This is a genomic window from Mesorhizobium sp. C268A, assembly GCF_040324475.1.
Taxonomy (GTDB): domain Bacteria; phylum Pseudomonadota; class Alphaproteobacteria; order Rhizobiales; family Rhizobiaceae; genus Mesorhizobium.
Genome location: NZ_JAMYVX010000001.1, coordinates 3,980,958 through 4,006,625 on the forward strand (window position 1 = coordinate 3,980,958; position 25,668 = coordinate 4,006,625).

26 protein-coding genes and 1 pseudogene are annotated in these 25,668 nt (G+C 63.4%); 16 read left to right on the forward strand and 11 right to left on the reverse strand.

Annotated features, from left to right (window positions below; genetic code table 11):
* Positions 1–17: 17 nt before the first annotated feature.
* The 5 genes from NKL06_RS19390 to NKL06_RS19410 form a co-directional block, all read right to left on the reverse strand.
* Positions 18–479, reverse strand: a complete 462-nt coding sequence (locus NKL06_RS19390; protein ID WP_023673109.1) for a RidA family protein — start codon at positions 477–479, stop codon at positions 18–20.
* Between the two features lie 117 nt (positions 480–596).
* Positions 597–1,391 (reverse strand): amino acid ABC transporter ATP-binding protein, encoded by a 795-nt coding sequence (locus NKL06_RS19395; protein ID WP_023690058.1) that lies wholly within the window; start codon positions 1,389–1,391, stop codon positions 597–599.
* Positions 1,392–1,395: 4 nt separating this feature from the next.
* Positions 1,396–2,046, reverse strand: a complete 651-nt coding sequence (locus tag NKL06_RS19400) for an amino acid ABC transporter permease (RefSeq protein WP_023684027.1) — start codon at positions 2,044–2,046, stop codon at positions 1,396–1,398.
* Position 2,047: 1 nt separating this feature from the next.
* Positions 2,048–2,713 (reverse strand): amino acid ABC transporter permease, encoded by a 666-nt coding sequence (locus tag NKL06_RS19405; RefSeq protein WP_023693641.1) that lies wholly within the window; start codon positions 2,711–2,713, stop codon positions 2,048–2,050.
* Between the two features lie 69 nt (positions 2,714–2,782).
* Entirely contained in the window at positions 2,783–3,613 is an 831-nt protein-coding gene (locus NKL06_RS19410; protein WP_023673105.1) for a transporter substrate-binding protein, read from the reverse strand.
* 156 nt (positions 3,614–3,769) lie between these two features.
* Between NKL06_RS19410 and NKL06_RS19415 the strand changes: the two genes are divergently transcribed.
* Positions 3,770–4,585 (forward strand): IclR family transcriptional regulator, encoded by an 816-nt coding sequence (locus NKL06_RS19415; protein ID WP_023693642.1) that lies wholly within the window; start codon positions 3,770–3,772, stop codon positions 4,583–4,585.
* Positions 4,586–4,609: 24 nt separating this feature from the next.
* Here the strand turns inward: NKL06_RS19415 and NKL06_RS19420 are convergent, their stop codons facing one another.
* A complete protein-coding gene (locus NKL06_RS19420) occupies positions 4,610–4,813 on the reverse strand; it encodes a YdcH family protein (protein ID WP_023673103.1) in 204 nt (67 codons plus the stop codon).
* A 239-nt stretch (positions 4,814–5,052) separates the two neighbouring features.
* On the opposite strand from NKL06_RS19420, the gene NKL06_RS19425 reads away from it, so the two are divergent.
* From NKL06_RS19425 to NKL06_RS19450, 6 genes are all read left to right on the forward strand, one after another.
* A complete protein-coding gene (locus tag NKL06_RS19425; protein WP_023684024.1) occupies positions 5,053–5,232 on the forward strand; it encodes a YdcH family protein in 180 nt (59 codons plus the stop codon).
* Between the two features lie 287 nt (positions 5,233–5,519).
* A complete protein-coding gene (gene ispG / locus NKL06_RS19430) occupies positions 5,520–6,773 on the forward strand; it encodes a flavodoxin-dependent (E)-4-hydroxy-3-methylbut-2-enyl-diphosphate synthase (RefSeq protein ID WP_023693643.1) in 1,254 nt (417 codons plus the stop codon).
* 3 nt (positions 6,774–6,776) lie between these two features.
* A complete protein-coding gene (locus NKL06_RS19435; RefSeq protein ID WP_023693644.1) occupies positions 6,777–7,634 on the forward strand; it encodes a lytic transglycosylase domain-containing protein in 858 nt (285 codons plus the stop codon).
* Between the two features lie 14 nt (positions 7,635–7,648).
* The gene (locus NKL06_RS19440) at positions 7,649–8,200 is read left to right on the forward strand and encodes a chloramphenicol phosphotransferase CPT family protein (RefSeq protein ID WP_023693645.1); all 552 of its coding nucleotides are present in this window, start codon (positions 7,649–7,651) and stop codon (positions 8,198–8,200) included.
* A gap of 166 nt (positions 8,201–8,366) precedes the next feature.
* Positions 8,367–9,503, forward strand: a complete 1,137-nt coding sequence (locus NKL06_RS19445) for a sterol desaturase family protein (protein WP_031208758.1) — start codon at positions 8,367–8,369, stop codon at positions 9,501–9,503.
* 80 nt (positions 9,504–9,583) lie between these two features.
* Positions 9,584–10,336 carry a Stf0 family sulfotransferase gene (locus tag NKL06_RS19450; protein WP_023693646.1) on the forward strand — a complete coding sequence of 251 codons (753 nt, stop codon included), beginning with the start codon at positions 9,584–9,586 and terminating at the stop codon, positions 10,334–10,336.
* Here the strand turns inward: NKL06_RS19450 and NKL06_RS19455 are convergent.
* From NKL06_RS19455 to NKL06_RS19465, 3 genes and pseudogenes are all read right to left on the reverse strand, one after another.
* Positions 10,337–12,678, reverse strand: a pseudogene (locus tag NKL06_RS19455) (response regulator). It abuts the gene before it with no gap.
* 85 nt (positions 12,679–12,763) lie between these two features.
* Complete coding sequence (locus NKL06_RS19460; RefSeq protein ID WP_023684018.1) at positions 12,764–12,949, reverse strand: hypothetical protein; 186 nt, start codon at positions 12,947–12,949, stop codon at positions 12,764–12,766.
* Positions 12,950–12,986: 37 nt separating this feature from the next.
* On the reverse strand, positions 12,987–14,006 hold the full coding sequence (locus NKL06_RS19465) for a LacI family DNA-binding transcriptional regulator (RefSeq protein WP_031208759.1): 1,020 nt from the start codon (positions 14,004–14,006) through the stop codon (positions 12,987–12,989).
* Between the two features lie 218 nt (positions 14,007–14,224).
* Between NKL06_RS19465 and NKL06_RS19470 the strand changes: the two genes are divergently transcribed.
* From NKL06_RS19470 to NKL06_RS19495, 6 genes are all read left to right on the forward strand, one after another.
* Complete coding sequence (locus tag NKL06_RS19470; RefSeq protein WP_050587118.1) at positions 14,225–15,058, forward strand: inositol monophosphatase family protein; 834 nt, start codon at positions 14,225–14,227, stop codon at positions 15,056–15,058.
* 61 nt (positions 15,059–15,119) lie between these two features.
* On the forward strand, positions 15,120–16,145 hold the full coding sequence (locus NKL06_RS19475) for an ABC transporter substrate-binding protein (protein WP_023693649.1): 1,026 nt from the start codon (positions 15,120–15,122) through the stop codon (positions 16,143–16,145).
* Between the two features lie 91 nt (positions 16,146–16,236).
* On the forward strand, positions 16,237–18,441 hold the full coding sequence (locus NKL06_RS19480; protein WP_023693650.1) for an ABC transporter permease: 2,205 nt from the start codon (positions 16,237–16,239) through the stop codon (positions 18,439–18,441).
* Between the two features lie 14 nt (positions 18,442–18,455).
* Positions 18,456–19,556, forward strand: coding sequence for an ABC transporter ATP-binding protein (locus tag NKL06_RS19485; RefSeq protein WP_023693651.1), 1,101 nt, complete (start codon positions 18,456–18,458; stop codon positions 19,554–19,556).
* A 98-nt stretch (positions 19,557–19,654) separates the two neighbouring features.
* Entirely contained in the window at positions 19,655–20,128 is a 474-nt protein-coding gene (locus tag NKL06_RS19490) for a carboxymuconolactone decarboxylase family protein (RefSeq protein ID WP_023673089.1), read from the forward strand.
* Positions 20,128–20,985 carry a sigma-70 family RNA polymerase sigma factor gene (locus NKL06_RS19495; RefSeq protein WP_023693652.1) on the forward strand — a complete coding sequence of 286 codons (858 nt, stop codon included), beginning with the start codon at positions 20,128–20,130 and terminating at the stop codon, positions 20,983–20,985. The genes NKL06_RS19490 and NKL06_RS19495 overlap by 1 nt, the downstream gene beginning before the upstream one ends.
* A gap of 113 nt (positions 20,986–21,098) precedes the next feature.
* On the opposite strand, the gene NKL06_RS19500 is transcribed toward NKL06_RS19495, so the two are convergent.
* Positions 21,099–21,683, reverse strand: a complete 585-nt coding sequence (locus NKL06_RS19500; RefSeq protein WP_023693653.1) for a TetR/AcrR family transcriptional regulator — start codon at positions 21,681–21,683, stop codon at positions 21,099–21,101.
* A gap of 103 nt (positions 21,684–21,786) precedes the next feature.
* Here NKL06_RS19500 and NKL06_RS19505 point away from each other — a divergent pair, with 103 nt between their 5' ends.
* Together NKL06_RS19505 and NKL06_RS19510 are read left to right on the forward strand one after the other, a co-directional pair.
* Positions 21,787–22,602: an oxidoreductase gene (locus NKL06_RS19505; RefSeq protein ID WP_023693654.1), complete on the forward strand. Its 816-nt coding sequence runs from the start codon at positions 21,787–21,789 to the stop codon at positions 22,600–22,602.
* Positions 22,603–22,670: 68 nt separating this feature from the next.
* Complete coding sequence (locus NKL06_RS19510; protein WP_023693655.1) at positions 22,671–23,672, forward strand: NADP-dependent oxidoreductase; 1,002 nt, start codon at positions 22,671–22,673, stop codon at positions 23,670–23,672.
* A gap of 97 nt (positions 23,673–23,769) precedes the next feature.
* Here NKL06_RS19510 and NKL06_RS19515 read toward each other — a convergent pair whose 3' ends face one another.
* Entirely contained in the window at positions 23,770–24,687 is a 918-nt protein-coding gene (locus NKL06_RS19515) for a polyprenyl synthetase family protein (RefSeq protein ID WP_023693656.1), read from the reverse strand.
* A gap of 132 nt (positions 24,688–24,819) precedes the next feature.
* On the opposite strand from NKL06_RS19515, the gene NKL06_RS19520 reads away from it, so the two are divergent.
* On the forward strand, positions 24,820–25,527 hold the full coding sequence (locus NKL06_RS19520) for a biosynthetic peptidoglycan transglycosylase (RefSeq protein ID WP_050587122.1): 708 nt from the start codon (positions 24,820–24,822) through the stop codon (positions 25,525–25,527).
* Positions 25,528–25,668: the final 141 nt, after the last annotated feature.

A 25,668-nucleotide genomic window follows, 5' to 3' on the forward strand; every position in this document is an offset into this window, starting at 1 on the left:
CAGCAATCCCTTGACGGTCAGGCGGCGATCTCGACGACCGCTTCGATTTCGACGGTGATGTTTCCAGGCAGCGAGCCGACCCCGATCGCCGAGCGGGCATGGCCGCCGATCTTGTCGAAGACGCTGGCGAACAGGTCCGAGCAGCCATTGACCACTTTCGGGTGGTCGCTGAAGGTCGGCGTCGCATTGACGAAGCCGAGCAATTTGACGACGCGCACGATGCGGCCGAGATCGCCGGCGGCGGCGTGCATGACGGCGAGCAGGTTGAGGCCGGTGAGGCGGGCATGCTCATAGGCCTGCTCGACGGTGACGTCCTCGCCGACCTTGCCGGTGCACAGCGTGCCGTCGGCGCGCAGCGGCCCTTGACCCGAAAGAAAGATCAGCCGGCCACTTTCCGCATGGGTGACGAAATTGGCGATCGGCGTCGGCGGCTCGGGCAGCGTCAGGCCGAGCTCGGCGAGCCGGATGTAAGGCGTCATGGAAGAATTCTCCTTGGGACGGCCTGTTGTTTTACGCAATTCCCAAGGGAAAGCGCTTCGCGCTTTTCCCGGGAAAACCGCTTACACTTTTCCTGGAATTGCTTTGGGCCGCCCATGTCAGAAATGCGAGGCGCGGAACCGCGCCAGGAAAGAGCGCAGGCGCTCATTGGTGGTCTCTTCGGCAAGGATCTCCTTCGGCGGGCCAACAGCGCTGACACCGCCATCGGCCATGAAGACAATGCGGCTCGAAGCGTCGCGGGCAAAGGCCATCTCGTGCGTGACCATCACCATTGTCATGCCGTCTTCGGCCAGGCTGCGCACAACGGCCAGCACCTCGCCGACCAATTCGGGATCGAGCGCGGAGGTGATCTCGTCGAGCAGCAGGATCTTTGGCTCCATGGCGACTGCCCGCGCTATGCCGACGCGCTGCTGCTGGCCCCCGGAGAGTTCCGCCGGCAGGCTGTCGGCCTTGTGGGCCAGGCCGACGCGGCTCAGCCAATGCTCGGCGATCTGGCGCGCCTCGGCCTTGCTCTTGCCGCGCACCTTGGTGAGGCCGAGCATGATGTTGCCGGCGGCGGTGAGGTGCGGAAACAGGTTGAAGCTCTGGAACACCATGCCGGTTTCGGCGCGCATATTGGCAAGGTCGCGCTCGCTGCGCCGCTGGCGCGCGCCGACCTCACGAAAACCGACCTCCTTGCCGTCGATTCGGATCGAGCCTGAGTCGTAGCTTTCGAGAAAGTTGACGCAGCGCAGCAGGGTGGTCTTGCCGCTGCCGGAAGGGCCGATGACGGTGACCACCTCGCCCCTGTCCACCTTGAGGCTGACCGAGCGAAGCACCTCGACCGAACCAAAGGCTTTCGAGACCCCGGCAATGTCGAGAAGGGCAGCATTGTCGTTCGAGCTTGTGGCCATCGTGCTAGTCCCGGATGAAGGCAAAGCGCCGTTCCAGCCGCCGGCTGGCGTAGGAAAGCGCATAGTTGACCGCGAAATAGATCAAGGCGCCGAGGATGTAGAGCGGCATCGCCTCATAGGTGCGGCCGATGACCTGGTTGATCGCCTGCATCAGGTCGGTGATGCCGAGCAGCGAGACCAGGGCGCTGCCCTTGACCGCATCGGTGACGCCGTTGATCCAGGGCGGCAGGAAGCGGCGGAAGGCCTGCGGAAAGATGACGTAGGTGAGCCGCTGGCGGAAGGTCAGCCCAATCGCCATCGCCGCCTCGGACTGCCCCTTGGGAATGGAGCCGACGGCGCCGCGGAGATACTCAATGACCTGCGCGGTCTTGAACAAGGTGAGCGCCAGCACCGCCGCCGAGAAGGATTGCAGATGCAGGCCGATGGCCGGCAGGCCGTAATAGACGAAGAACATCAGCACCAGGATCGGGATGCCGCGGATGGTGTCGGAGAAGATGCGCACGGCCCAGCGCAGCGGCGCCGGGCCGTAGACCAGGCCGACGCCGAGCGCGACGCCGGCAATCAGCGACAGCACCACGACCAGCAGCGACACCCACAAAGTGATGGCGAAGCCCTGGGCGAGGAACGGTACGGCGTAGAGGATCTGGCTCAGCATGTCAGCGCGCAGCCCTGAACCGGCGTTCGACCAGCCGCAGCCCGAAGAGCAGGGTGTAACCGGTCACCAGGTACATCGCCGTCGTCACCAGATAGACCTCGACAATGCGGAAGGTGTTGAAGTTGATCCACTGGGCGCCGAAGGTGAGCTCGGGCACCGAGATGACCGATGCGATGGACGTGTCCTTGAACAGCGAGATGAAGGTGTTGGACAGCGCCGGCAGCGTGATGCGCAGCATGGTCGGCAGGCGCACATGAACCAGCCGCTGCCAGGGCGTCAGGCCGATGGCTTTGCCGGCATCGAGCTGGCCGCGCGGCACGGCTTCCAGGCCGGAGCGGAACACCTCGACCAGATAGGCGCCGCTATAGACCGACAGCGTCAGCACGAACGAGGTCGGCGCGTCGTAGGCGACGTCGATCACCGTCGGCAGGCCGTAGAAGACAAGATAGACGAGCAGGATCAGCGGCACGTTGCGGATGAATTCGACGTAAGCCGCAATGATGGCGCGCACCACGCGTCCGGCCGAGACATACCAGACCGCCAGCACCAGGCCGATGACGACGCCGATGGCAATCGAAATCACGGCAAGCTCGAGGCTGAGCAGAAGGCCGCCCCACAGCTTGTCGAAATGGCGCCAGATCAGGTTGAAGTTGAGCGTATAGCCCATGCGTCTCCCGCAATAACCAAGGGGATGCGAACTAGAAGGCGGAAGGGCTAACCCTTCCGCCAGCACTTGTCAGACAACCGGGAAACCGGGATGGCGGGCCGGCGGCTCTTGGCCGAAATAGTCCTTGAAGGCGGCGTCGTAGAGTGCGGTCTCATGGCCGAACATGGCGATGGTGAAGGTCTGGTTGACGAAGGTCAGCCAGTCCAGGTCGCCCTGCCTGACCGCCGCGCCGTAGAGCATCGAGTACCAGCTCTTGCCGGCATCGAAATATTTGTCGGGGTTGCGCGAGGCCAGCCAGCGCACGGTTGAAAGATCGACAGCGGCGGCATCGGCGCGTTTCGATTCCAGTGCCTGCAGCACATTGGCCTGGGTGTCGATCTGCAGCACCTGCGCCTCCGGCAGGGCGTAATGGACCGAGCTTTCGGCATCGACATTCTGCAGGATCGAGATGCGCGTCGCCGAACCGCCGGCGAGCAGCTTGTCGAAGGTCTTGTTTTCCGCCGTCGGCAGCGTCAGCAGGGCGACGCCCTCGACATAGTATGGCCTGGAGAAGTGGATCAGCTGCGAGCGCTGCGCGGTCATGGTCATGAACTGGATGGTAATGTCGACCTTGTTGGTGGTGACATTGGGGATGCGCTGCGCCGGATCCTGCATGACGAACTCGACCTTGCTCGGATCGTCGAACAGACCCTTGGCCAGGATGCGGCCCATGGTGATGTCCATGCCGACCAGCTCGCCGGCATCGTTTTCGAAATGCCATGGCGCGTTGGTGCTGCCGGTGCCGACGATCAGCTTGCCGCGGTCAAGCGCGGTGCGCAGAACGCTGTCGGATGCGGCTTGTGCCGCCGCCTTTTCGGCGCTGACAGCGGTCATCACGCCCGCCGTTGCAAGCCCGGCCATGCCCAGTTTCAGAAAATCTCGCTTGGATGCGTCGTTCACTGCGACCTCCTGTTGTTTGAATTCCCCTTACAGACACACGTGTCGCCGACCTGAATTGTCTCTTACAATAGACACATGTATCCTGTACAAGACAGATACTAACATCAGGAATCAGTTATGCAAGACAGCAATGGACTCACGGATCGGGCGGAGCTTGGTCCAGCCGAGAGCCCGACGCCCGACAAGACCTCCGGCTCGCGCGAGAAGGGCCTCAACCGGGTGCTGGAGATCCTGGACTTCCTGCATGTTACGCAGCGCGCCATCGGCATTGGCGATCTCGCCAAGGGGGTGAATGCGCCGCGCTCCACCACCTATACGCTGGTGCGTTCGCTGGTCGATGCGGGTCTCCTGGAGATGGAGGGCGACGGCAACCGGGTCTATTTCGGCAAGAAGCTCTACCTCTATGGAATGGACTATGTGAGGGGCAACGACCTGCTTAGGCGGGGCCGGCAGGAGGTCGACAATCTGTCGCGCGAGACCAGCGAGACCTCCGAATTGTGCATGCTGCAAAGCGGGCGCTATACCATCGTCCATTCCAGCCCCGGCACCAGGCCGTTCCGCATCAGCTCGGCCACCGGCCTGCAGATCCCGCTGCCATGGACGGCATCGGGGCGGCTGCTTCTGGCCGGATTGGAAAGGGCCGCCATCCAGGACATGGTCTCGGAAGACGACCTTTTGCTGCCCGACGGCCGCAGGCTGCAGTTCGACGACTTCATTGCCGATATCGCGACGGCCAGAACGACCGGCTATTGCATCACTTCGGGGCTGGTCGACGCCTACACCAAATGCCTGGCCGCCCCTGTCTTCGCGGCCGCCGGCAAGGTCGAGGCGACGCTGTGCCTGGTGGTGCCGATCGACACTTCAGCGGAGAAGACCGACGAATTGCTGACGTTGCTGCGCCATCGCGCGGCGCGGCTGTCGATAGCGGGGTGAGCAGTTAGGCCCCGAGGCCGTCGGCTAAGCGATGATGTCCGGAATGATCTTGTCTTCCAGCGCCATCAGCCGGTCCTTGAGGAAAAGCTTCTTCTTCTTCATGCGCTGGATCTGCAAGGGGTCGCAGCCCATGGCGATCATCGCATTGATGGCCGCGTCGAAATCGGCATGCTCCTGCTTCAGGCGGGAAAATTCGAGGCGGACATCGGCCTTTTCCTGGTCGGACATTCTCTACCGTCTGCATGTCTGCGGCGCCCGGCAATGGGCATGATTGGGCGGGGGCGGCATCAATTGCCGCCGGCGCGCAGCCAATATCACATATCACATTGTCGTGGAATGCTACCACGCAGCATTCGACATCGCAGCCGGATGGTGGCAGACTGTCATGGTGCCGTCACAGATGCGACCTGCGGTGGACGTGCCTTTGACGGCTGCAATCGAGGAAACCATGAAAGGGAGAACCAATCATGTCTCTTGCATCCCATCTTGATGAGTTGCAGCGGAAACACGGTGATATCGAACGCGAGATCGACGATGCGATGAACCATCCATCGGTCGACGACCTCGAAATCGTGAATCTGAAGCGACGCAAGCTGGCACTCAAGGACGAGATTGAAAAACTGAAGGCGAAACCGACGAGACACTGACGCCCTTCCAGGATTAGACGCGCCGCCTTGGCGCGTGACTATCGCTCCGGTGGCGACATGCCGCCGGAGGCCTGTTTTTGCTACTGATTCCGATACTGTTGGCTGGCGAAACCCGTCTGTGGGGTCACCGCGCTGCTGCGATTTGGCGGCTCTGCTTGTCTGTCGCCATTGACAAGCCATCTTTGCTCCTCCACCTCATGCCCGAACCTCAGCGCTATGCGCTGATAGCTGATTGAGCGTGCGTCGACGTGGACGTATGTCGCTCGGGTGATCAAGAGGCTGCCGGCATGACCGGGTATTTTTCCTCCCCCTTTGCGCGCCGGACATCGGTCGGCGTCGATGTCGGCGGCGTGGTCGTCGGCGGCGGCGCGCCGGTCGTCGTGCAGTCGATGACCAACACCGACACGGCCGATATCGACCAGACCGTCGCGCAGGTTGCGGCTTTGCATCGCGCTGGCTCCGAGATCGTGCGCATCACCGTCGATCGTGACGAGAGCGCCGCCGCCGTGCCGCGCATCCGCGAACGGCTCGAGCGGCTCGGCATCAATGTGCCGCTGGTCGGCGACTTCCACTATATCGGCCACAAACTGCTGGCCGATCATCCGGCCTGTGCCGAGGCGCTGGCCAAATACCGCATCAATCCTGGCAATGTCGGCTTCAAGGACAAGAAGGACCGCCAGTTCGCCGCGATCGTCGAAATGGCGATCAGGCATGACAAGCCGGTGCGCATCGGCGTCAATTGGGGGTCGCTCGATCAGGAGCTGCTCACCCGGCTGATGGACGAAAACCAGCGCCAAGGCTTTCCGCTGACGGCGCAGGAAGTAACCCGCGAAGCGATCGTGCAGTCGGCCATCCTGTCGGCCGAAATGGCCGAAGAGATAGGCCTCGCCCGCGAAAAGATCATCCTGTCGGCCAAGGTCAGCGGCGTGCAGGATTTGATCGCCGTCTATGCCGAGCTTGCCACGCGCTCCAACCATGCGCTGCATCTTGGCCTCACCGAAGCCGGCATGGGATCCAAGGGCATCGTCGCCTCGTCGGCTGCCATGGGCATCCTCTTGCAGCAAGGCATTGGCGACACCATCCGCATCTCGCTGACGCCGGAGCCGAATGGCGACCGCACGCGCGAGGTGCAGGTCTCGCAGGAACTGCTGCAGACCATGGGCTTCCGTCAGTTCGTGCCGATCGTCGCCGCTTGCCCCGGCTGCGGTCGCACGACCTCCACCGTGTTCCAGGAGCTCGCCCAGAACATCCAGGCCGATTTGCGCAAGAACATGCCGGTCTGGCGGGAGAAATATCCCGGCGTCGAGAACCTCAAGGTCGCGGTGATGGGCTGCATCGTCAACGGCCCCGGCGAATCCAAGCACGCCGATATCGGCATATCGCTGCCCGGCACCGGCGAGATGCCGACCGCACCCGTCTTCGTCGACGGCAAGAAGTCGGCGACGCTGCGCGGTCCGTCGATCGCCGCCGATTTCGAAAAAATGGTTGCCGACTATATCGAGCAGCGGTTTGGACAGCACGGCAAAGCCGCGGCCGAATGAGCCATGCGGGGGCTGCTCAAAGCCGGTGTGATCCTGTTCTGCGGGCTGAGTGCCGGACAGGCGCTTGCCGATCCACCGCAATCGCGCTCGGCGGCGAAACGATTGATCGGCCATGTCTGTGACCTGATCGAGACGCATGCCGAGCGGAACGGCCTGCCGAAGGATTACTTCGCCCGGCTGATCTGGAAAGAAAGCCGCTTCGATCCCAATGCGGTTAGCCCGGTCGGTGCCGAAGGGATCGCCCAGTTCATGCCGAGCACCGCCAAGATGCGCGGGCTGGCCGATCCTTTCGACATCGACCAGGCGATCCCGGCTTCGGCGAAATATCTCGCCGAAATGAAGACCGGCTTCGGCAATCTCGGCCTGGCGGCGGCTGCCTACAATGCCGGCGAGAGCCGGGTTTCGCGCTGGCTGGGTTCCGGCGGTTTCCTGCCCATGGAGACCGAGAGCTACGTCTTCGACATCATGGGCGAACCGGCCGACAAGTTCTCCGACAGCGCCTACGCCGGAACGATCGAGCCGCTCGACGCGAAAACCAGCTTTGCCGTCGCCTGCCGCAAGCTGCCGGTGATCATGTCCAGAACCGTGGCGATGGCCTCGATCAATGTGAAGCCATGGGGCGTCCAGGTGGCCGGCAATTTCCGCAGGGGAGCTGCGATCAATCAGTGGCTGCGGGTCAGGAGCCGGTTTCCGGCGCTGCTGTCCGGTCGTGACCCGGTGGTCAGCCGGGTGCGCACGCCGATCGGCCGACGCGGCATCTACGCCGTCAGGATCGGTGTCGACGACCGTGCCGCCGCCAACGTCATCTGCCAGAAACTGCAAAGCGTCGGCGGCGCCTGTATCGTCGTGCGCAACCGATAGGCCGAGGGGGCGACATGACGGCCAAAATCGTCCTGCTCAATGGCGTCGGCAGCGCCGGCAAAAGCTCGATCGCCAGGGCGCTGCAAACGATCGCCACCGAGCCGTTCCTGCATGTCCAGATGGATGCTTTCATCGACATGCTGCCGCCGGCGCTGCAGGATCATGCCGACGGGTTTTCCTTTGAGACGGTGCTGGAGGACGGCAAGCCGTCGGTGGTGATCAGGAGCGGGCTGATCGGCGCGCGAACCATGCGCGGCATGCGCCATGCCATCGCCGCCATGGCCGGGCAAGGCAACAATCTCATTGTCGACGACGTGATCTTCAATGACGAGATAGCGGAGTATGTCGAGTTGCTGTCGAGCTTTGACCTGCATCTGGTCGGCGTCATGGCGCCGCTGGAGGTGCTGGAAGCGCGCGAGGCCGCGCGCGCCGACAGGCTGCCCGGTCTGGCGCGCTGGCAATATGGACGCATCCACAGGGGCATAGACTACGACCTCGAAGTCGACACCAGCCGGCTGACGCCGCTTGAATGCGCCCGTCGCATCCAGGAAAGATTCCGACTATAGTGGCCGGTGTCTTTGACACGATCGCAGCTTTTACCAATTGCCCCAAAAGCCGATAGCCGTCTCTGGCCTGCAAAGTCGTGTCGATTAAATATTTATGAGCCCTGCTGTAGTAAGACGGTGGAAATTTCCGGCGAGACCTTTTGAAGGCCGTTAACGGGGGAGCATCATGGCGGTGGCAAATTTCCTTAGACGCGTTGTAAGTGAACTTGAAACGCCGCGCGCCAAACGGCCGTTCGGTTCTGGCTGGCTGTCCGGCTCGATTGGCTTGCTTGCCGGGGTCACCGCCCTGCTGATGGTCATCGTGCTGCGCTACCCGTCGCTTACATCGATGCCGGATCTGGCCCCCATCCACCAGATGCTGTTCTTCAAGCCGGTGCTCTATTTCGTCCTCATCTCCGGCTATATCCTGGCGATCCTCAGCATGACGCTGCGCAGGCAAAAGACGCTCGGCGCGGCAGCGATGTTCACTGTGCTGCTGGCGTCGCTGGTCGGCATGCTTCCGGTGCGCCATCAACTGCACATCGAAGGGGTGTTCTTCGGGCTTGATTTCTTCATCCTGAACGCCCTGTTCATGGGTGTGCTGTTCGTTCCGCTCGAACGTCTTTTCGCGCGCAACAAGGATCAGACCGTGTTCCGCGACGAATGGCGCGAGGACCTGTTCTACTATCTGGTCTCATCGCTGCTGGTGCAGATTTTGACCTACCTGACCTTGGCGCCGTCCAACTTCGTCAATGCGCAGGGCGCCCTTGGTTCGGTGCGCGCCTGGGTCCACGACTTGCCGTGGCTGGTGCAACTGCTGGCGGTAATGTTCCTGACCGACTTTGCCCAGTATTGGGTGCATCGGGCCTTTCATCGCATTCCCTGGCTGTGGAAGTTCCATGCCGTGCACCATTCCGCCAAGTCGATGGACTGGATTGCCGGTGCGCGCATGCATTTCCTGGAAATCATCATGCTGCGCAGCCTGACGGCAACCCCGATGTTCGTGCTGGGGTTCGATGAATCGGCTATCCAGACGTATATTTTGATCGTCTACGTCTATTCGTCTTTCATCCATTCCAACATCGGGACCAGTTTCGGTCCAGTCGAAAAGATGCTGGTGTCGCCGCGTTACCACCACTGGCATCACGGCCTCGAGAAAGAAGCGATCGACGTAAATTTCGCCATCCATTTCCCGCTGCTCGACCGGCTGTTCGGTACCCACCATATGCCCGAAGGGCGCTGGCCGAACGGCTACGGCATTCACGGACATCCCGTTCCGAACGGATATTGGCAGCAATTCCTCTATCCCTTCCGGCGCGGCTAGACTGGAGTCCTTCGCGAAGCGCGCGTGTCACCGCGCCTGGCGAGGTTAGCCCAATCCATGACAAGCGACAGAGCCCCGAGATGCGTGACGGCTACATAATCTGCGGCACGCCGAGAACCGGAAGCACCTTGCTGTGCGGCCTTCTGGCCTCGACGAAAACAGCCGGCGATCCGCACTCGTTCTACCGGCGGCAGGACAAGGCGGAATGGGCAGAAGAGTGGAAATTGCCGCATCCCGATACGATGAGCGCGCATGACTTCGATGTCGCCTACCTCAAGGCGGCAATCAGCGCGGGAAAGGGCGGAACAGCCGTCTTCGGCTTGCGCCTGATGCGGGAAAACCTGGGTGAACTCTCGGCCATCCTCGACCGGATCTACCCAGACCTGCCATCGGACAAAGCACGCTTTGAAAAGGCCTTCGGCCGGATCCTCTACATCCATCTTTCGCGCGAAAACAAGCTGGCGCAGGCGGTGTCGCTGATCAAGGCCGAGCAGACTGGGCTTTGGCACATCGCGCCCGACGGAACCGAGATCGAACGGGTCGCACCGCCGCAGGAACCCCGCTACGATTTCAAGCGGATCCAGCGCGAGCTTGCCGAACTCGAAGCCTATGACGCGGGCTGGAACGTCTGGTTCGCGGAGCAGGGGATCGTCCCGCTGCGCATCGGCTATGAGCGCCTGTCAGGCGATCCGGCAGCGGCATTGGCATCCATCTGCAAGGCCCTGGGCGTTCCGGCGCCGAATGCCGCCGACGTAAAGCCGGGCGTCGCCAAGCTCTCGGACGAGATTAGTCTGGACTGGATGCGCCGCTATCGTCTGGACGCGGCGATTTGATCAAGCCCTCTTTACCGCGACCGTTTCGCTGAGCCATGTGCCGATCTTACTGCCGAGGCGGTCGGGCGACACCGGCTTGGGCAGATAGTCGTCCATTCCGGACTCGATACATTTGTCGCGGTCGCCCTTCAGTGCGTGAGCGGTGACGCCGATGATTGGTGTGTGATTGCCACTCGCTGCCTCCGCCGCCCGGATGGCGCGGGTCGCCTCGTAGCCGTTCATCTCCGGCATGGAGACGTCCATGAGGATCAGCTTCGGCCGCAGCGCCCGGTACATCTCAACGGCCGTGCGGCCATTGCTGGCGATGCGGTAGCTGAGGCCAAGCCCATTGAGGATTTGGCCGAACACCAGCTGGTTAACGTCATTGTCCTCGGCGATCAGAATATCGATCGGGCCGTTTGGCGTGGCGATCGATTCAGGCACTGTGGCCGCCGGAATTGCCGGGCCGCGAATGACGGTGAAGGCGGGTGGCGTCACGGGTGCCGCCTGCTGAACAACAGGCTCGCGAACGAACTGGGCCTTGCCGATCTGGGCCCGCGCTTTCTGGATGGCCGAGATGACGGTGCCGAGCAGGATGGCCGAGCGCGCCGGCTTGGTGAGATGCGCGGCGATGCCGAAATCGATGACCATCTTGCCGAAATCGACCTGGTCGACGGAGGTCAGCAGCACCACCGGGATGGCGGAGAGACGGCTGTCGGCGGAAATCGCCTTGGCGACATCGGCGCCGTTCATGCCGGGCATCTGGTAGTCGAGGATGATGCAGTCGACCGCAGCACCGAGTTGGCTGGCCCGGTCTAGAAAGGCGAGGCCACGGCGCCGCTTTCGGCGGCCGCGCAGTCGAAGCTCCAGCTTCTGAGCTGCTCCAGCAAGATCTCGCGGTTGACCGGGTTGTCGTCGATGACCAGCACGCGGGCGCCGGTGACATCGACCGGCACGATCTCGTTGCGCGTGTCCTGCTGATGCGCCGGCAGCGGCACGGCGAACCAGAACACCGAGCCGCGGCCGATCTCGCTTTCGACGCCGATCTTGCCGCCCATCAGGTCGATGAGGCGGGCGGCGATGGCAAGGCCGAGGCCGGTGCCTTCATGGCGGCGCGTCGACGAGCCGTCGACCTGCGCGAATTTCTCGAACACGTTCTCGAGCTTCTCGGCAGGAATGCCGATGCCTGTGTCCTCGACGCGGACCTTGAGCTGGACCATGCCGTCGACCACCTCGCCGCCGACATCGATCAGCACATGGCCCTTCTCGGTGAACTTCACCGCATTGCCGAGCAGATTGGTGACGATCTGACGAAACCGTCCCGCATCGCCGACGACATGGGCAGGCAGGCGCGGGTCGACACGCACGATCAGCTCGAGGTTCTTTTCGGCGACGCGCGCCGACACCAGTGTGGCCACGTCCTCGACCGCTTCGGCAAGCCGGAAGGGTGCAGGATCGAGCGTCAGCTGACCGGCATTGATCTTGGAGAAATCGAGGATGTCGTTGATGATGGTGAGCAGCGCATTGCCCGATTTGACGATGACTTCGGTGAAGGTTTTCTGGCGCGCGTTAAGCTCGGTCTTGGCGAGCAGTTCGGCCATGCCCAGCACACCATTCATCGGCGTGCGGATCTCATGGCTCATATTGGCCAGGAATTCCGATTTGGCGCGGTCGGCCGCTTCGGCCTTGAACAAGGATGCGGCGGATTCGGTGAAGGCGCGGCGGATCGCCTTTTCCATCGGCCGGAAGATCCAGAGGGCAACGATGGCAAGAACCGCGAACAGAAGGCCGCTTGCCCAAAACAGCAGCCTGTCGCTGGAGGCGTCGGCCAGATGGCGTTCGCCATCCATGGCGGTACGCACACGCACCAGCATCGGCTGGACGAACAGGTCGTTCTGGTTGAGGATTTCGCGCGAACTCCATTCGTCGGTCTGTTGCGCCGCCGACATCAGGTTGAAGTTGCGCACGATGTCGCGCGACGACCAGAACAGGTCGCCGTTGACGGCGGCCGACGAGAGTTCGTCCAGCGTTTTGGCCGATAGGCTCGGCTTGATCGCGGCCAACTCCGCGGACAGTGTTTCGATCTCGCTGGTCAGGCGTTGCGAATGGCCGCGCGCGGCGGCGGCAAGGCCGTCACGGGTTTCGGTGCGCCAGGTCGTGCTGGCGGTTTCGGCAAAGCTGGAGGCGTTGCGCAGGTCGCGGGTGAAGACGACGAGATTGCTGCTCAGCGCGTCGATGTCGTGGCGGAAGGAATTGACGCGGTTGAGCGCAAACATCACCGCGGTGGAAGCCAGCGCAAAGATGAGCAATCCCGAGATGTAGCGGATCCGGATCGAGCGGATGAAGAAAGAATATTCCGGCATGCGCAACCCCAACACATACGCATCATTTTAACGGTCGGGATTACGCTTGATTTACATTAAAATTCCGTTCGCGCCTGGCGGGCCGTCAAGATCCTGGCTGCACGTGCCCGGAGTTGGCGCCATAGAGGGTGGCATCGCATTCGCGCATCATGCGCAGTGCTTCTTCCTCGGTCAGGCCAAACTTGCGCATCATGCTCCGGATTTCGGGGCCTACAGCTATCTCCACCGGTCTTGCCGCCTGGCGGGTCTTCCTGGCCTTTTTCTTGGACATCAGTACGTTTCCCGTCTTGACCGACACATGTTTCGCATCAGCCCTGGCCCGGCCTCACCGTGCTGCGCCAGACCATGGGCGCATGGCAGATCAGGCGGCTGCCAGCCTCCTCCCGCGCGCCGGTCGCGAGCCGCACGGCGCGCCTGGCGATCTCCTCGATCGGCGGCGAGAACGTCGTCAGCCGGTAAGAGGCCCAGTCGGCCTGTTCAATGTCGTCAAAGCCGATGACGCAGAGATCGCGGGGTACGCTGATGCCGAACTCGTGGCGGGCCGCATCGAGAAAGCCGCACGCAATCAGGTCGGTCACGCAGAACGCCGCATCCGGCCGCTGCCGGCCGGAAAAGAGCCGCCTGGCGCCATCGGCTCCGGTGGCATAGCCGGTGCGGCCCTCGCGCCACACGGTCACCTCCAGCCCTTCCTTCTGCGCGGCGGTAAGGAAGGCGGTTTCGCGGGAGAGCAGGCTGGGCGTGCCGGCAGCCGAGGTCACCAGGGCGGGGCGGGTACAGCCGGCCCGGATGAAGGCATGCAGCGCTGCCTCTGCGGCTGCAGCGTTGTCGACACCGATATTGTGCGGGCCGTCGAAGCGGTCATCGCGATTGATCAGCACCAGCCGCTGGCCGTTCTCAAGACAGGTGCGGATCAGCAATTGCGGCGGCGAGCCGGACAGAACGATGCTCGCATCGGCGCGATAGTTCAGCGTGTTGCGCAGCGCCTGGTCGACATGGTGGCTGGGGCCGGAGGTGTTGAACACCATGGCCATTTTGCCGGCGTCCCGCAGATGTTGGGTCAGCGCCTTCTGCAGGCGGGCATGATAGGGCGTGTCGCCATCGGCAACGATGAGGCAGACAATGCCGGTCGAGGCCCGCATCAGGCCGCGAGCCAGATGGTTGACGTGATAGCCGAGTTGCTCGGCCGCCAGCATCACCCGCTCGCGGGTTTCCCCGGAAACGGAAGCGCCGGGCGTGAAGGTACGTGACACGGCCGAGCGCGAAACCCCGGCGAGGTCGGCAACCTGCTGGGCGCTGGAAAAACCGGTGCGGATTCTCGGAACCGTCAAGCGAACGCCCTCGCTGCTGTTTTCGTGATTCTTTGCACGCCCGTGCAATGTAATGCAACTCTTCTGCCATTGCCACCCACCGCACTTGACAGGCATGGCGGAATGCAACAGCTTTGCACAGCCGTGCAATACAAGCCGGCTCAAGAGTGGCATCGGAGGAATACCCTGTCCATTTCGCCGAAGACGGCATTGAGGGCGCGACTGTCCGGACCGGCTGCATGAGCAGGGCGGCGGCGCATCCGAAGGCGGACCGGCTGTCCGAGGCCGAGATGGACAGGCGTGCCGAGGTCTGCCGGAAACTGCTTGTCACGGCCGGGCAACTGGCGATGGAAGGCTATGCCCGGCAGGGCGCCGTCCAGCCGGTGGCGATGAAAGGCCCGCAGGATTTTCTCACTGAAACCGACGGCAAGGTCGAGGAGCACATCCGCGCCACTCTGGCAGAGGCTTTTCCGCAGGACGGGTTTTTGGGCGAGGAAGGCGGCGGCATCGGCTCTGCCCGCATGTGGGTCGTCGACCCCATCGACGGCACCGCCAATTTCATGCGCGGTATTCCGCATTTCTGCATTTCGATAGCTTTCGTCGAGGACGGCCGCAGCGAGATCGGCGGCATTGCCAATCCGGCCATCGGCGAAACGTACTTTGCCCGCCGCGGGCAAGGCGCGACGCGCAATGGCGCGCCGATCCGTGTGTCGCCGACGCAAGCGTTCGACCGCGCCTTTGTCGAGTTCGGCTGGTCGCCCAGGATTCCCAATCGCGACTATCTGGACAAGGTGAGCCTTGTCTGGGCACTCGGCGCCAACGTGCGGCGCTCCGGCTCCGGAGCGCTTGGGCTGGCCTATGTGGCCGACGGCCGCTCCGATGCCTATGCCGAGCTGCACATCAATTCGTGGGACTGCCTGGCCGGATTGCTGCTGGTGGAGGAGGCCGGCGGCCGGGTGAACCGGTTCCTCGACGGCGACGGCATGGCGAAGGGCAATCCCGTGCTTGCGGCAGCACCCGGTGTTGCGGCGACATTGTCCCAGGTGATCGGAGTGCCGCTCGACGACGGGTAGATCGTTTCAGTGTGAAAGATAGGGAGGAATATCGATGAAGACATTTGACAGTAAGCAAGGCTTGCGCGCCGCCTGGCTTGGCCTTGGCGCGGCGCTGGCCATGTTCGGATTGGCGGGTGCCGCCCAGGCGGCCGATCGCAGCCTCACAATGTATTGCGCCGTCGACGAGGCCTGGTGCCGGGCGATGGCGACCACCTACCAGAAGGAGACGGGCGTCAGCGTCGACATGACCCGCATGAGCGCCGGCGAAATCTACGCCCGCCTCCGGGCCGAGAAGGACAATCCACAAGCCGATATCTGGTGGGGCGGCACCGGCGACCCGCATCTGCAGGCGGCGGAAGAGGGCCTCACCCAGGAATACAAGTCGCCGCAGCTGGCAAACTTGCGCGACTGGGCGCTGAAGCAGGCCGACAGGTCGAAGAACCGCACGGTCGGCATTTATCTCGGTGCACTCGGCTACGGCTACAATGAGGAAGATCTGAAGCAGCGCGGGCTGACCGCGCCGGCGTGCTGGGCCGATCTGGTCAAGCCGGAATTCCAGGGCGAAATCGAGATGGCCGACCCGAATTCATCGGGCACGGCCTGGACCATGCTCGCCACCATCGTCCAGCTGATGGGCGAGGACAAGGCATTCGAGTATCTCAAGCAGCTCAACAAGAACATCGCCGAATACACCAAGGCAGGGGCCGCGCCGGCGCTCGCCGTCGGCAAGGGCGAGACGCTGATCGGCATCTCCTTCCAGCACGACGTGATCAATGCCGCGAAACAGAACCCTGCCGTGAAGGTGGTGTCGCCTTGCGAAGGCACCGGCTTCGAGATCGGTTCGATGAGCATCGTGACGGGCGCCAAGCATGCCGAAGAGGCGCAGAAATTCTACGACTGGGCGCTGAGCCCGGACGCGCAGAAGCTCGCGGCGCCGAACGGCAGCTTCCAGATCCCGTCGAACAGCGCCACGCCGGTGCCGCCCGAGGCGCCGGACCTCTCGAAGATCAAGCTGATCGACTACGACTTCGCCAAATATGGCTCGTCGGCCGAACGCAAGCGGCTGTTGAAGAAGTTCACCGACGAGGTTCGCAATGGCGGCTGAGCGCGTTCTTTTGCGCTCACTCTAGCATCTGATCGCCGGCTGCCCCTCGCGGCAGCCGGCGCACCATCCTTTGGCAACAGAAAGACATTGAATGGCCGCGGCCGGTTCCATCGTCAGTTCCGCTCCTGGACGCAGCGCGCTCGCCTGGGTAATGGCCGCGTGGGCGAGCTTCGTGCTCTTGCCTTGGTACAAGGTCGAAGGCGGCTTCCTGTCGTTCGACTGGCTGGCACAGCCGGCGGATGCGACGCCGGCCATCATCCTGGCGCTCGGTGGCCGGCCCTGGCTGTTGCCGCTTGTCCTGCCGCTTTTGCTGGCGAGCTGGCTGGTGGCGCGCAACAACCCCAAGAGCCTTGCGGTTGCAGGCGCGGCGGGCCTGCTGTGGCTGGCCATCGAAGGCTTTTCCATCATCCATTCGGGCTGGGGATTTGGCTTGCTTACCCAGATCGCCGGCACGCCGGGACCGATACAGCCGGGGCTCGGCTGGGGTGCGGCGCTCTATGCCGTGGCGATGCTGATGTTCATCGCCGAGGCGCTCGCCGCGCGCGGCTGGTGCAAGGGCGACCGTTTCGTCGTCGGCTCGCTCTCAATCGTGATTGCTTCGCTGATCCTGTTCGTCGCCTATCCGCTGCTGTCGATCCTCACCTCGGCCATCAAGGACAATGACGGCAATGTCGTGCCGGCGCTGTTCTTCGAAAAGATCTTCAGCGCCAACATATGGAGCCTGCGCTGCCTCTATGGCGAGGGCTCCTGCGGCGTGGCGTGGAACACGGTGGCGATCGCAGTCCTCGTCGGCTTTTTCTGCACGGCGCTCGGCCTGGCGCTGGCGCTGATCGCGCTACGCACCAAGCTGCCGGCCAAATGGTTGCTGCGCGGCCTGTCCATCATGCCGATCATCACGCCGCCCTTCGTCATCGGCCTGGCGCTGATCCTGCTGTTCGGCCGCGCCGGCATCGTCACCAACCTCATGTCGGTGCATCTCGGCATTCCGCGCAGCCGCTGGATCTATGGCATGGCCGGCATCACCATCGCGCAGGTGCTGGCCTTCACGCCGATCGCCTTCCTGGTTTTGGTCGGCGTGCTGCAAGGGGTCAGCCCGAGCATGGAGGAGGCGTCGCAGACCTTGCGCGCCAGCCGCTGGCGGACGTTTCGCACCGTCACCTGGCCGTTGATCCGGCCGGGGCTGGCCAGCGCCTTCCTGATCTCGTTCATCGAGAGCATGGCCGATTTCGCCAATCCGCTGGTGCTGGGAGGCAATTTCAACGTGCTGTCGACCGATATATTCTTCGCGGTGGTTGGCGCGGCGCACGACCAGGGCCGCGCGGCGGTGCTGGCGATCGTGCTGTTGATGTTCACGCTGGCAGCCTTCGTCATCCAGCGCCGCTGGATCGGCAGCCGCAGCTACGTCACCGTCGCAGGCAAGGGCGATGGCGGCGTACCGGCGACGCTGCCCAAGGCCTTGCGGATCGGCTGCTACGCCGCCGTCGTTCCGTGGCTGGTTCTGACCATCGTGGTCTACGGCATCATCCTGGGCGGCGGTTTCGTGCAATCGATCGGGCGCGACAACACGCCGACGCTCGAGTATTTCCTCACCGCCTTTTCGATCGAGAAAGGCGTCAATGGCTGGTTTTTCAGCGGCTCGGCCTGGCCGTCGCTGCTGATGACCATCGGCCTGGCGCTGGTGGCGATGCCGTTCACTGCGGCGCTCGGCATCCTGACGGCCTATCTGCTCGACCGGCAGCGTTTCGCCGGGCGCACCATGTTCGAGTTCCTGGCCATGATGAGTTTCGCCATTCCCGGCACGGTGATCGGCGTCAGTTATATCCTTGCCTTCAACGTGCCGCCGGTGCAGTTGACCGGTACCAGGTTGATCATCGTCATCTCCTTCATCTTCCGTAATATGCCGGTGGCGATCCGTGCCGGGCTCGCCAATCTGGGCCAGATCGACAAGAGCCTGGACGAGGCATCGCTGACGCTTGGGGCGCGGTCTTTTGCTACCTTGCTGCGGGTGATCCTGCCGATCCTGAAGCCGGCGATCGTGACCGCGATGATCTACAGTTTCGTGCGCGCGGTGACGGCGGTCAGCGCCGTCATCTTCCTGGCGAGCGGCCGGTTCAATCTCGCCACGGTCTACATTGTCGGGCGCGCAGATGTCGGCGAATACGGCATCGCGATTGTCTATTCGGCGGTGATGATCGTTGTCATGATGGTCATCCTCATCGGCATCCAGCTGCTGGTCGGCGAACGCCGGCTCGGCCGGCGCCGGCCTGGGGCGGAAGCCGTGGTGGCAGCAATCTGATGGGGAGAAGCGGCGTGGATCAGACGGCGAAGAATGCTGTCCCGGTTGTCACGGACAGGCCGGCCGTGCGGTTCGAGGGCGTCACCAAGAAATACGGCGCGGTGATCGCCGTCGACAATGTCAGCTTCGACATCGCGCCGGCCAGCCTGGTGACGCTGCTCGGGCCCTCGGGTTGCGGCAAGACGACGACGCTCAGGCTGATCGCCGGGCTGGAACAGACTAGCACCGGGCGCATCCTGATCGACGACAAGGACGTCACCTTGCTGTCCGCCGCCGAGCGAGATGTCTCCATGGTGTTCCAGTCCTATGCGCTGTTCCCGCACATGAACGTGATGGAGAATGTCAGCTACGGCTTGCGGGCTATGGGGCTTGGCAAGGCGCAGGCAGCCGAGCGCGCCGCCGAAAAGCTGTCGCTTGTCGGCCTGTCCGGCTACGAGAGGCGCCAGCCGAGCGAATTGTCCGGCGGCCAGCAGCAGCGCGTCGCGGTGGCGCGAGCCATCGTACTGGAGCCGAAGGTGCTGCTGTTCGACGAGCCGCTGTCCAATCTCGACGCCAAGCTGCGCCGGCGCGTGCGCGACGAAATCCGGGGTCTCCAGCAAGATCTGGCGCTGACCATGGTCTATGTCACGCATGACCAGGAAGAGGCGCTCGCCGTCTCCGACCGCATCATCGTCATGAACGCCGCTCGCGTCGCCCAGGACGGCACGCCGCGCGACCTCTACAACGAGCCGACCAACCGCTTCATCGCCGACTTCATGGGCGACGCCAATCTGCTCGACGTCGAGGTGCTTTCCAGCAATGCGACCAGTGCAAGGGTCAAGGTCGGACCCTTGCTGCTCGACATGCCGGGTCGCGGTAACGCTCCGGGGCCGGCGATGCTCGCTGTGCGCCCGAATGCCGTGCGCATCTTGCCCGGCCAGCCAGCGGGCACCATGAAGGGCCGGGTGGTCAAGAGCTCGTATCTCGGCGACCACATGGAATACCGCATCGCGATCAGCGATCCGGCGGTCGAACTGTTCGCGACATCGCCTGATGTCACACCCGCCGTGGCGGAAGGGACGATGGTCGGGATCGATTTCGATCCGGCGAAGATCGTGCTGATCAAAGACGATTGAACGCGCCGGGAAAGCACCTTCGAAAAAATCCAGCCTGAATGTCACACCGGCCGGTCTTGTCTCGTCATGATGGCGTACCCAACACAAGGACTGCAATCATGACCGCCAAAATCGACCTCTTCGCCGCCGCCCCTGCGCTGATCAAGCAGTGGCAGCGCGCATCGACCGAACTCTCTGTCGCCGCCGGGCTCGAGCACAGCCTCAACGAGCTGGTGAAGCTTCGGGCGTCGCAGATCAATGGCTGCGCCAACTGCATCAATCTGCATGCCACCGAAGCGCGCGAGAATGGCGAGACCGAGCAACGCATCTATCTGCTGCCGGCCTGGCGCGAAGCGCCCTGCTACAGCGACCGCGAGCGTGCCGCGCTCGGCTGGACCGATGCGCTGACGCGCCTCTCGGAAGGACAGGACCGCGAAAGCGCCTATGATGATCTTAAGGCGCATTTCACCGAGGAGGAGCAGGTGAAGCTCACCGTATTGATCAACATCATCAATGGCTGGAACCGCATCGCCGTTGGCTTCGGGCTCTACACCGACGCAGCAACGATACGCGCCAGCGCCAAGGCGGCCTGATGACGGCGACGGCACCCGACGACGCGGCAGCGGGCTTCGGCCCGCTGCGTCCGAAGCTGATGCGGGTCGCCTATCGCATGCTGGGCTCGGTGAGCGACGCCGAGGATGTCGTGCAGGATGCCTTCATCCGCTGGATGGGGACCGACCGCTCGCAGGTTCGCGAGCCAGAAGCGTTCCTGCGCCGCACGGTGACGCGGCTTTGCCTTGACCAGCTCAAATCCACGCGGCGCCAGCGCGAGACCTATATCGGCCCTTGGCTGCCCGAGCCGATCGTCGAAGAGGACGATCTTGAAGATGTCACCTTGCCGCTGATGTTGGCGTTGGAGCGGCTTTCGCCGCTCGAGCGGGCGGCCTTTCTGCTGCACGATGTGTTCGGGCTGGAATTCGAGGAGGTCGCGACCGCCATCGAGCGCGATTCAGCCGCCTGCCGCCAGCTTGCCGCTCGCGCACGGGGCCATGTCCGCGAGGCGCGGCCTCGCTTCAAGGTGGAGAAGCAGCGTGGCCTGGAGATCGCCGAAGCCTTTTTCGCGGCATCGCGCAGCGGCGACATGCAGGCGCTCGGCGCGCTGCTGACGGAAGATGTCAGCGCTCATGCCGATGGCGGCGGCAAGCGTCCGGCGGCTTTGGCGCCGGTGCTGGGCTTCGACGCCGTCATGAAGCAATACGCGCAAGTCGCGGCCTGGCTGCGCGACAATCGCTCGACGCTGGTGCGCATCGGCTTCGTCAATGGACTGCCGGGGTTCGTCACCCAGGAGGCCGATGGCGAACTGCAGACGACCGCGCTTGACATCGAGGACGGGAAGATCGCGGCCGTCTATGTCATGCGCAATCCCGACAAGCTCAGGCATCTGCGTTAGACCCGATTGAATCGGAGCGAAATACCGGTTCGGCCCGCCTCCAAAAGCCGGCCCTTCCTGTGTGCGACCCGCAGGACGATGTCAGGGCCCTTTGCCGCTGCCGCCACCGGCCTCTAGGATGCCTTCTCGCCGTCACGTGGCTGGATCAGCCTGCGCGCGGCATCTGCTCCTGCCGCAAGGAAGCGATCCGACAATTCGGTCCCTGCCACCGCGCGGGCCAGTTGAAGCGCGCCGATGAGGGTCGCAAAGACGCCCATGGCAACGCCTTCCGGATCCCTGGCCTGCGGAAGCGCTGCAGACAACTGGCGCACCAAAACCAGCAGGCGTTCGGTGTAGACTTGGCGCGTTTCGAGCGGCTGACGCGCGAGTTCCGGGAGCAGCGCGGCGTTGGCGCAGCCCGTTCCCGGATTGTCCCGGTGCCCGGCTGACAGATACGCCGCTATCCCCATCTCCGGACCACCGGCGGCCAATACCTCTTGCAGTTGCTGCACCTGGCTCTCTAGCGCCGCTACCAGGCTTTCACGCACAAGCTCCGCCTTGGATTGGAAATGCGGATAGAAGGCTCCGTTCGTCAGCCCGGCGTCGCCCATAATGGCTGCCAGTCCGGACGCGGCGATGCCGTCACCGCGAAAACGCTGGGCTGCGACCTCGACGATGCGATCGCGGGAGGCGTCCTTTCGGCCCTTTTCGTAGCGCATGGCGGCTCTTCCTTTCTGCTATTGCATTAGGAGTGTAATGTGATATTACGATCATAATTCAATCGACGGCAAAAAGCTAGCCCTCATGTCTCTGGAGTATCAAATGAATACCCTTTCGGGAAGAACCGCAGTCGTGACCGGAGCCTCTTCGGGCATCGGCCGCGCAAGTGCCGAGGCCTTGGCCGGGGCGGGGTATACCGTCTTCGGGACAAGCCGCAGCAAGGCCGGCAACGGCCCGGCGCAGGTGTCCATGCTAACCTGCGACGTGACCGACGGGGAGTCGGTCAGCGCCCTGGTTTCAACCGTGCTGGCCCAGACCGGCCGCATCGACCTCTTGGTCAACAATGCCGGTGTCGGCCTGCTTGGCGGCGCCGAGGAATCTTCGGTCGAACAGGTCCAGGCTCTGTTCGACGTCAATCTGTTCGGCGTCATGCGCATGACCAATGCGGTGTTGCCGTCGATGCGGCGCCGCGGCCAAGGGCGCATCGTCAACATCGGCTCGATTCTGGGATTGGTGCCCGCGCCATACTCAGCGCACTACTCGGCGGTCAAGCACGCGCTGGAGGGCTATTCGGAATCGCTCGATCATGAGGTTCGCGCCTTCAACATTCGCGTCTCGGTCATCGAGCCGGCATTCGTGCGCACCGTCTTCGACCAGAACGGCATCGAGCCGGATTCCCTGTTGAAGGACTACGATCAGGCGCGCGCCGTTCTCAAGGCGCTGCTTGCCGATGTGATGCCCAAGGCCGATCGCCCGGAAGTGGTGGCGGATGTGGTCGTCAAGGCAGCGACCGACGCCCGTCCGCGACGGCGCTATACCGCAGGGAAGGCAGCGAGCCAGGTCAGCCTGCTGCGCCGCTTCGCCCCCGCGGGGATGTTCGACAAGACCTTGCGCAAGCAGTTCCGCCTGCCGGTCTGAACAACGGTGGGACGGAGAATTTCACACACAAACGGCACACCAACGGACACTCTCAGAAAGTCACTGCCATGAAGGCATTCGTTGTCGATAAATATAGCAAGAAAGGCATTTTGCGGCTGGCCGAGATGCCGGAGCCGGAGCTGCTGGACAATGACGTCCTGGTCGAGGTACATGCCGCCGGGGTGAACCTGCTGGATTCCAAAATCAGGACCGGCGAATTCAAACTCGTCCTTCCCTATCGCCGGCCCTTCATCCTCGGTCACGACGTTGCCGGGAGGGTTGTCAGGGTGGGCTCGAAAGTCCGCAAATTCAAACCCGGCGACGCCGTCTATGCGCGGCCGCGCGACGGCCGGATCGGGACATTCGCCGAATTCATCGCAATCGATGAAGCCGACGTGGCGCTGAAGCCGGCGAACCTCAGCATGGAAGAGGCAGCCTCGATCCCGCTGGTCGGTCTGACCGCCTGGCAGGCTCTCATCGAGAGGGCGGGTCTGAAGGCAGGCCAGAAGATCTTCATCCAGGCTGGCTCCGGCGGCGTGGGGACATTCGCCATCCAGTTGGCAAAGCATCTCGGCGCGATCGTTGCGACAACAGCGGGCGCGGCAAGCAACGATCTGGTCAGGGATCTCGGCGCCGATGTCGTCGTCGACTACAGGAAGGACGACTTCGAGAAAATCCTGTCGGGCTACGACGTCGTCCTGAACAGCCAGGACGCCAAGACGCTTGAGAAATCCCTGACTGTGCTGAAACCGGGTGGGAAGCTCATCTCGATTTCCGGTCCTCCGGATCCCGAATTTGCCAGGAAACAGGGACTGAACGTGGTGCTAAGGCTGCTGCTGCGGCTGCTGAGCCGTGGTATCAGGACCAAAGCCAAGCGCCGGGGCGTGGGATTTTCGTTCCTGTTCATGTCGGCGCAAGGTGAGCAACTGAGCAAAATCACGTCCCTCATCGAAGATGGGGCGATTCGCCCGGTCGTCGACAGGGTCTTTCCTTTTGAAGCGACCAATGAGGCGCTGGCTTACGTCGAAACAGGACGCGCCAAGGGCAAGGTCGTCGTCAAGGTCAGATAGCGCGCCCAGTTGCTTTGGGGCATTTGAGAGACACCAAAGCAAGGCAGCGCAAGGCCGACAAATTCCGAAAACGGTTCGGCATCCGATCGCCCAAACCTCAGTTGTTGCGGATTGCAACGAAGCTTGCCGCTGCCTTCAGCAAGGCTGCCTGTCCGCCGTAAGGCTCGAGCAATTCATGGGCCTGCTTGACCAGCCCATGGAGCTGGCTGCGCGCCCAGTTCGCGCCATGCAGCGCCACCAGCGTCGCCTTGCCGGCGGCTGCGTCCTTGCCGGTCGCCTTGCCCATCTGGCTGGCATCGGCGGTCAGGTCGAGCAGGTCGTCGGCAAGCTGGAAGGCAAGCCCGACCGCCGAGCCGAATTCGGCCAGCCGGTCGCGGTCCTGCGGTGCGGCGCCGGCAATGATCGCGCCGGCTTCGCAGGCGAAGCGGATCAGCGCGCCGGTTTTCATCGCCTGCAGCCGGATAATGCCGGCTTCGTCCGGCCTGTTGCGCTCGGCTTCGAGGTCGAGCGTCTGCCCGCCAACCATGCCCCCGGTGCCAGCCGCGCGCGCCAGCGCCAGCACCAGCGCCGCCCTGCGCTCCGCCGGCAGCGCCGTCGCCTCATCGGCGAGGACATCGAAGGCAAGCGTCAGAAGCGCATCGCCGGCAAGTATGGCGGTAGCTTCATCGAAGGCCTTGTGCACGGTCGGCTGGCCGCGGCGCAGATCGTCGTCGTCCATGGCAGGCAGATCGTCATGGATCAGCGAATAGCAATGCACGCATTCGAGCGCCGCCGCCACGCGCATCGCCGCCTCGCCATCGGCGCCAAAAAGGGCGGCACTTTCCATGACCAGGAAGGGGCGCAGCCGCTTGCCGCCGTTCAGCACGCCATGGCGCATGGCCGCCATCAGACGCTCCGGTCGGGCGATCTCGCCGGCAAGCGTGCGGCCGTCGAGCAGCAGCCTGAGCCCGGCCTCGATCGCCGCCGCCCGCCCCAGAAGTGCGGCCTCAAAGGCCAATTGCTCGTCTTTCGTCATGGCCGGGAGCGGTAGCCGACACTCAGACGTTGCGCAAGAAGCCTCGCGCCATTATGCCGGAGGCGGGAGAGTGGCGCGGGTGGGGGCGGCTTGACGGAACCGATCGTCGATCATGAAACCGAAGGGTTTGAGATGGCGCGACCAAGGCGCGTGAACCGCGCCGGTCTGAAGCGCCTGGCACGGCGCGGCCTGGTCGTCGCCGTCGTGCTGGCGGCGATACCCATTGTGCTGACCTTCCTCTATCTGCCGTCCTTCGTGCATCCGATATCGACCTTGATGGTCAAAGACCTCGCGACCTTCTCCGGTTACGACCGGCGCTGGGTGTCGATCGACGATGTGTCCCCGGTGCTGGCCAATTCGGTGATCATGTCGGAGGACGGGCAATTCTGCTTCCATCGCGGCATCGATCTCGGCGAATTGCGCGGCGTCGTCGACGATGCGCTGGCCGGCGAGGCGACGCGCGGCGCCTCGACCATCACCATGCAGACGGTGAAGAACCTTTTCCTGTGGTCGCGGCCGCTGGGCTCGGTGCGCAAGGTGGTCGAACTGCCGCTGGCCGTCTATTTCGACGCGGTGATGTCGAAACGGCGGATCATGGAGATCTACCTCAACATCGCCGAATGGGGGCCGGGCATTTACGGCATCGAGGCGGCGGCGCAGCACCATTTCGGCGTTTCGGCCAAACAGCTGTCGCGGCGGCAGGCGGCATTGCTGGCCGTCTCGCTGCCCAATCCGATCGCCCGCAATCCGGCCAAGCCCGGTCCGGGTCTGCGGCGGCTGGCGTCGCTGATCGAACGCCGCGCCGGCCGTTCGGGCGCGTATGTCGGTTGTCTTGATTAGGTAGAACCGCTGCCAGTTCAAAAAAAATCGCCACGGTGCTGGCCAAAACGGCGCAGGGCGTGTATAGGCACCCGACTTTCTCAGATTATGGCCCTGACGCGGCCCTTTCACGAGGGCTATCGGGGCATTTTGACCATGTAG

Bases quoted from the DNA above. Each gene is read 5' to 3' on its own strand.
- NKL06_RS19425 (WP_023684024.1), top strand. From the start codon at position 5,053: ATGTCTCTTGCATCCCATCTTGATGAGTTGCAGCGGAAACACGGTGAT.
- NKL06_RS19410 (WP_023673105.1), bottom strand. From the start codon at position 3,613: ATGGCCGGGCTTGCAACGGCGGGCGTGATGACCGCTGTCAGCGCCGAA.
- NKL06_RS19435 (WP_023693644.1), top strand. From the start codon at position 6,777: ATGCGGGGGCTGCTCAAAGCCGGTGTGATCCTGTTCTGCGGGCTGAGT.
- NKL06_RS19520 (WP_050587122.1), top strand. From the start codon at position 24,820: ATGGCGCGACCAAGGCGCGTGAACCGCGCCGGTCTGAAGCGCCTGGCA.
- NKL06_RS19420 (WP_023673103.1), bottom strand. From the start codon at position 4,813: ATGTCCGACCAGGAAAAGGCCGATGTCCGCCTCGAATTTTCCCGCCTG.
- NKL06_RS19395 (WP_023690058.1), bottom strand. From the start codon at position 1,391: ATGGCCACAAGCTCGAACGACAATGCTGCCCTTCTCGACATTGCCGGG.
- ispG (WP_023693643.1), top strand. From the start codon at position 5,520: ATGACCGGGTATTTTTCCTCCCCCTTTGCGCGCCGGACATCGGTCGGC.
- NKL06_RS19490 (WP_023673089.1), top strand. From the start codon at position 19,655: ATGACCGCCAAAATCGACCTCTTCGCCGCCGCCCCTGCGCTGATCAAG.
- NKL06_RS19400 (WP_023684027.1), bottom strand. From the start codon at position 2,046: ATGCTGAGCCAGATCCTCTACGCCGTACCGTTCCTCGCCCAGGGCTTC.
- NKL06_RS19445 (WP_031208758.1), top strand. From the start codon at position 8,367: ATGGCGGTGGCAAATTTCCTTAGACGCGTTGTAAGTGAACTTGAAACG.
- NKL06_RS19450 (WP_023693646.1), top strand. From the start codon at position 9,584: ATGCGTGACGGCTACATAATCTGCGGCACGCCGAGAACCGGAAGCACC.
- NKL06_RS19505 (WP_023693654.1), top strand. From the start codon at position 21,787: ATGAATACCCTTTCGGGAAGAACCGCAGTCGTGACCGGAGCCTCTTCG.
- NKL06_RS19440 (WP_023693645.1), top strand. From the start codon at position 7,649: ATGACGGCCAAAATCGTCCTGCTCAATGGCGTCGGCAGCGCCGGCAAA.
- NKL06_RS19415 (WP_023693642.1), top strand. From the start codon at position 3,770: ATGCAAGACAGCAATGGACTCACGGATCGGGCGGAGCTTGGTCCAGCC.
- NKL06_RS19515 (WP_023693656.1), bottom strand. From the start codon at position 24,687: ATGACGAAAGACGAGCAATTGGCCTTTGAGGCCGCACTTCTGGGGCGG.
- NKL06_RS19480 (WP_023693650.1), top strand. From the start codon at position 16,237: ATGGCCGCGGCCGGTTCCATCGTCAGTTCCGCTCCTGGACGCAGCGCG.
- NKL06_RS19495 (WP_023693652.1), top strand. From the start codon at position 20,128: ATGACGGCGACGGCACCCGACGACGCGGCAGCGGGCTTCGGCCCGCTG.
- NKL06_RS19460 (WP_023684018.1), bottom strand. From the start codon at position 12,949: ATGTCCAAGAAAAAGGCCAGGAAGACCCGCCAGGCGGCAAGACCGGTG.
- NKL06_RS19500 (WP_023693653.1), bottom strand. From the start codon at position 21,683: ATGCGCTACGAAAAGGGCCGAAAGGACGCCTCCCGCGATCGCATCGTC.
- NKL06_RS19510 (WP_023693655.1), top strand. From the start codon at position 22,671: ATGAAGGCATTCGTTGTCGATAAATATAGCAAGAAAGGCATTTTGCGG.
- NKL06_RS19390 (WP_023673109.1), bottom strand. From the start codon at position 479: ATGACGCCTTACATCCGGCTCGCCGAGCTCGGCCTGACGCTGCCCGAG.
- NKL06_RS19470 (WP_050587118.1), top strand. From the start codon at position 14,225: ATGAGCAGGGCGGCGGCGCATCCGAAGGCGGACCGGCTGTCCGAGGCC.
- NKL06_RS19405 (WP_023693641.1), bottom strand. From the start codon at position 2,713: ATGGGCTATACGCTCAACTTCAACCTGATCTGGCGCCATTTCGACAAG.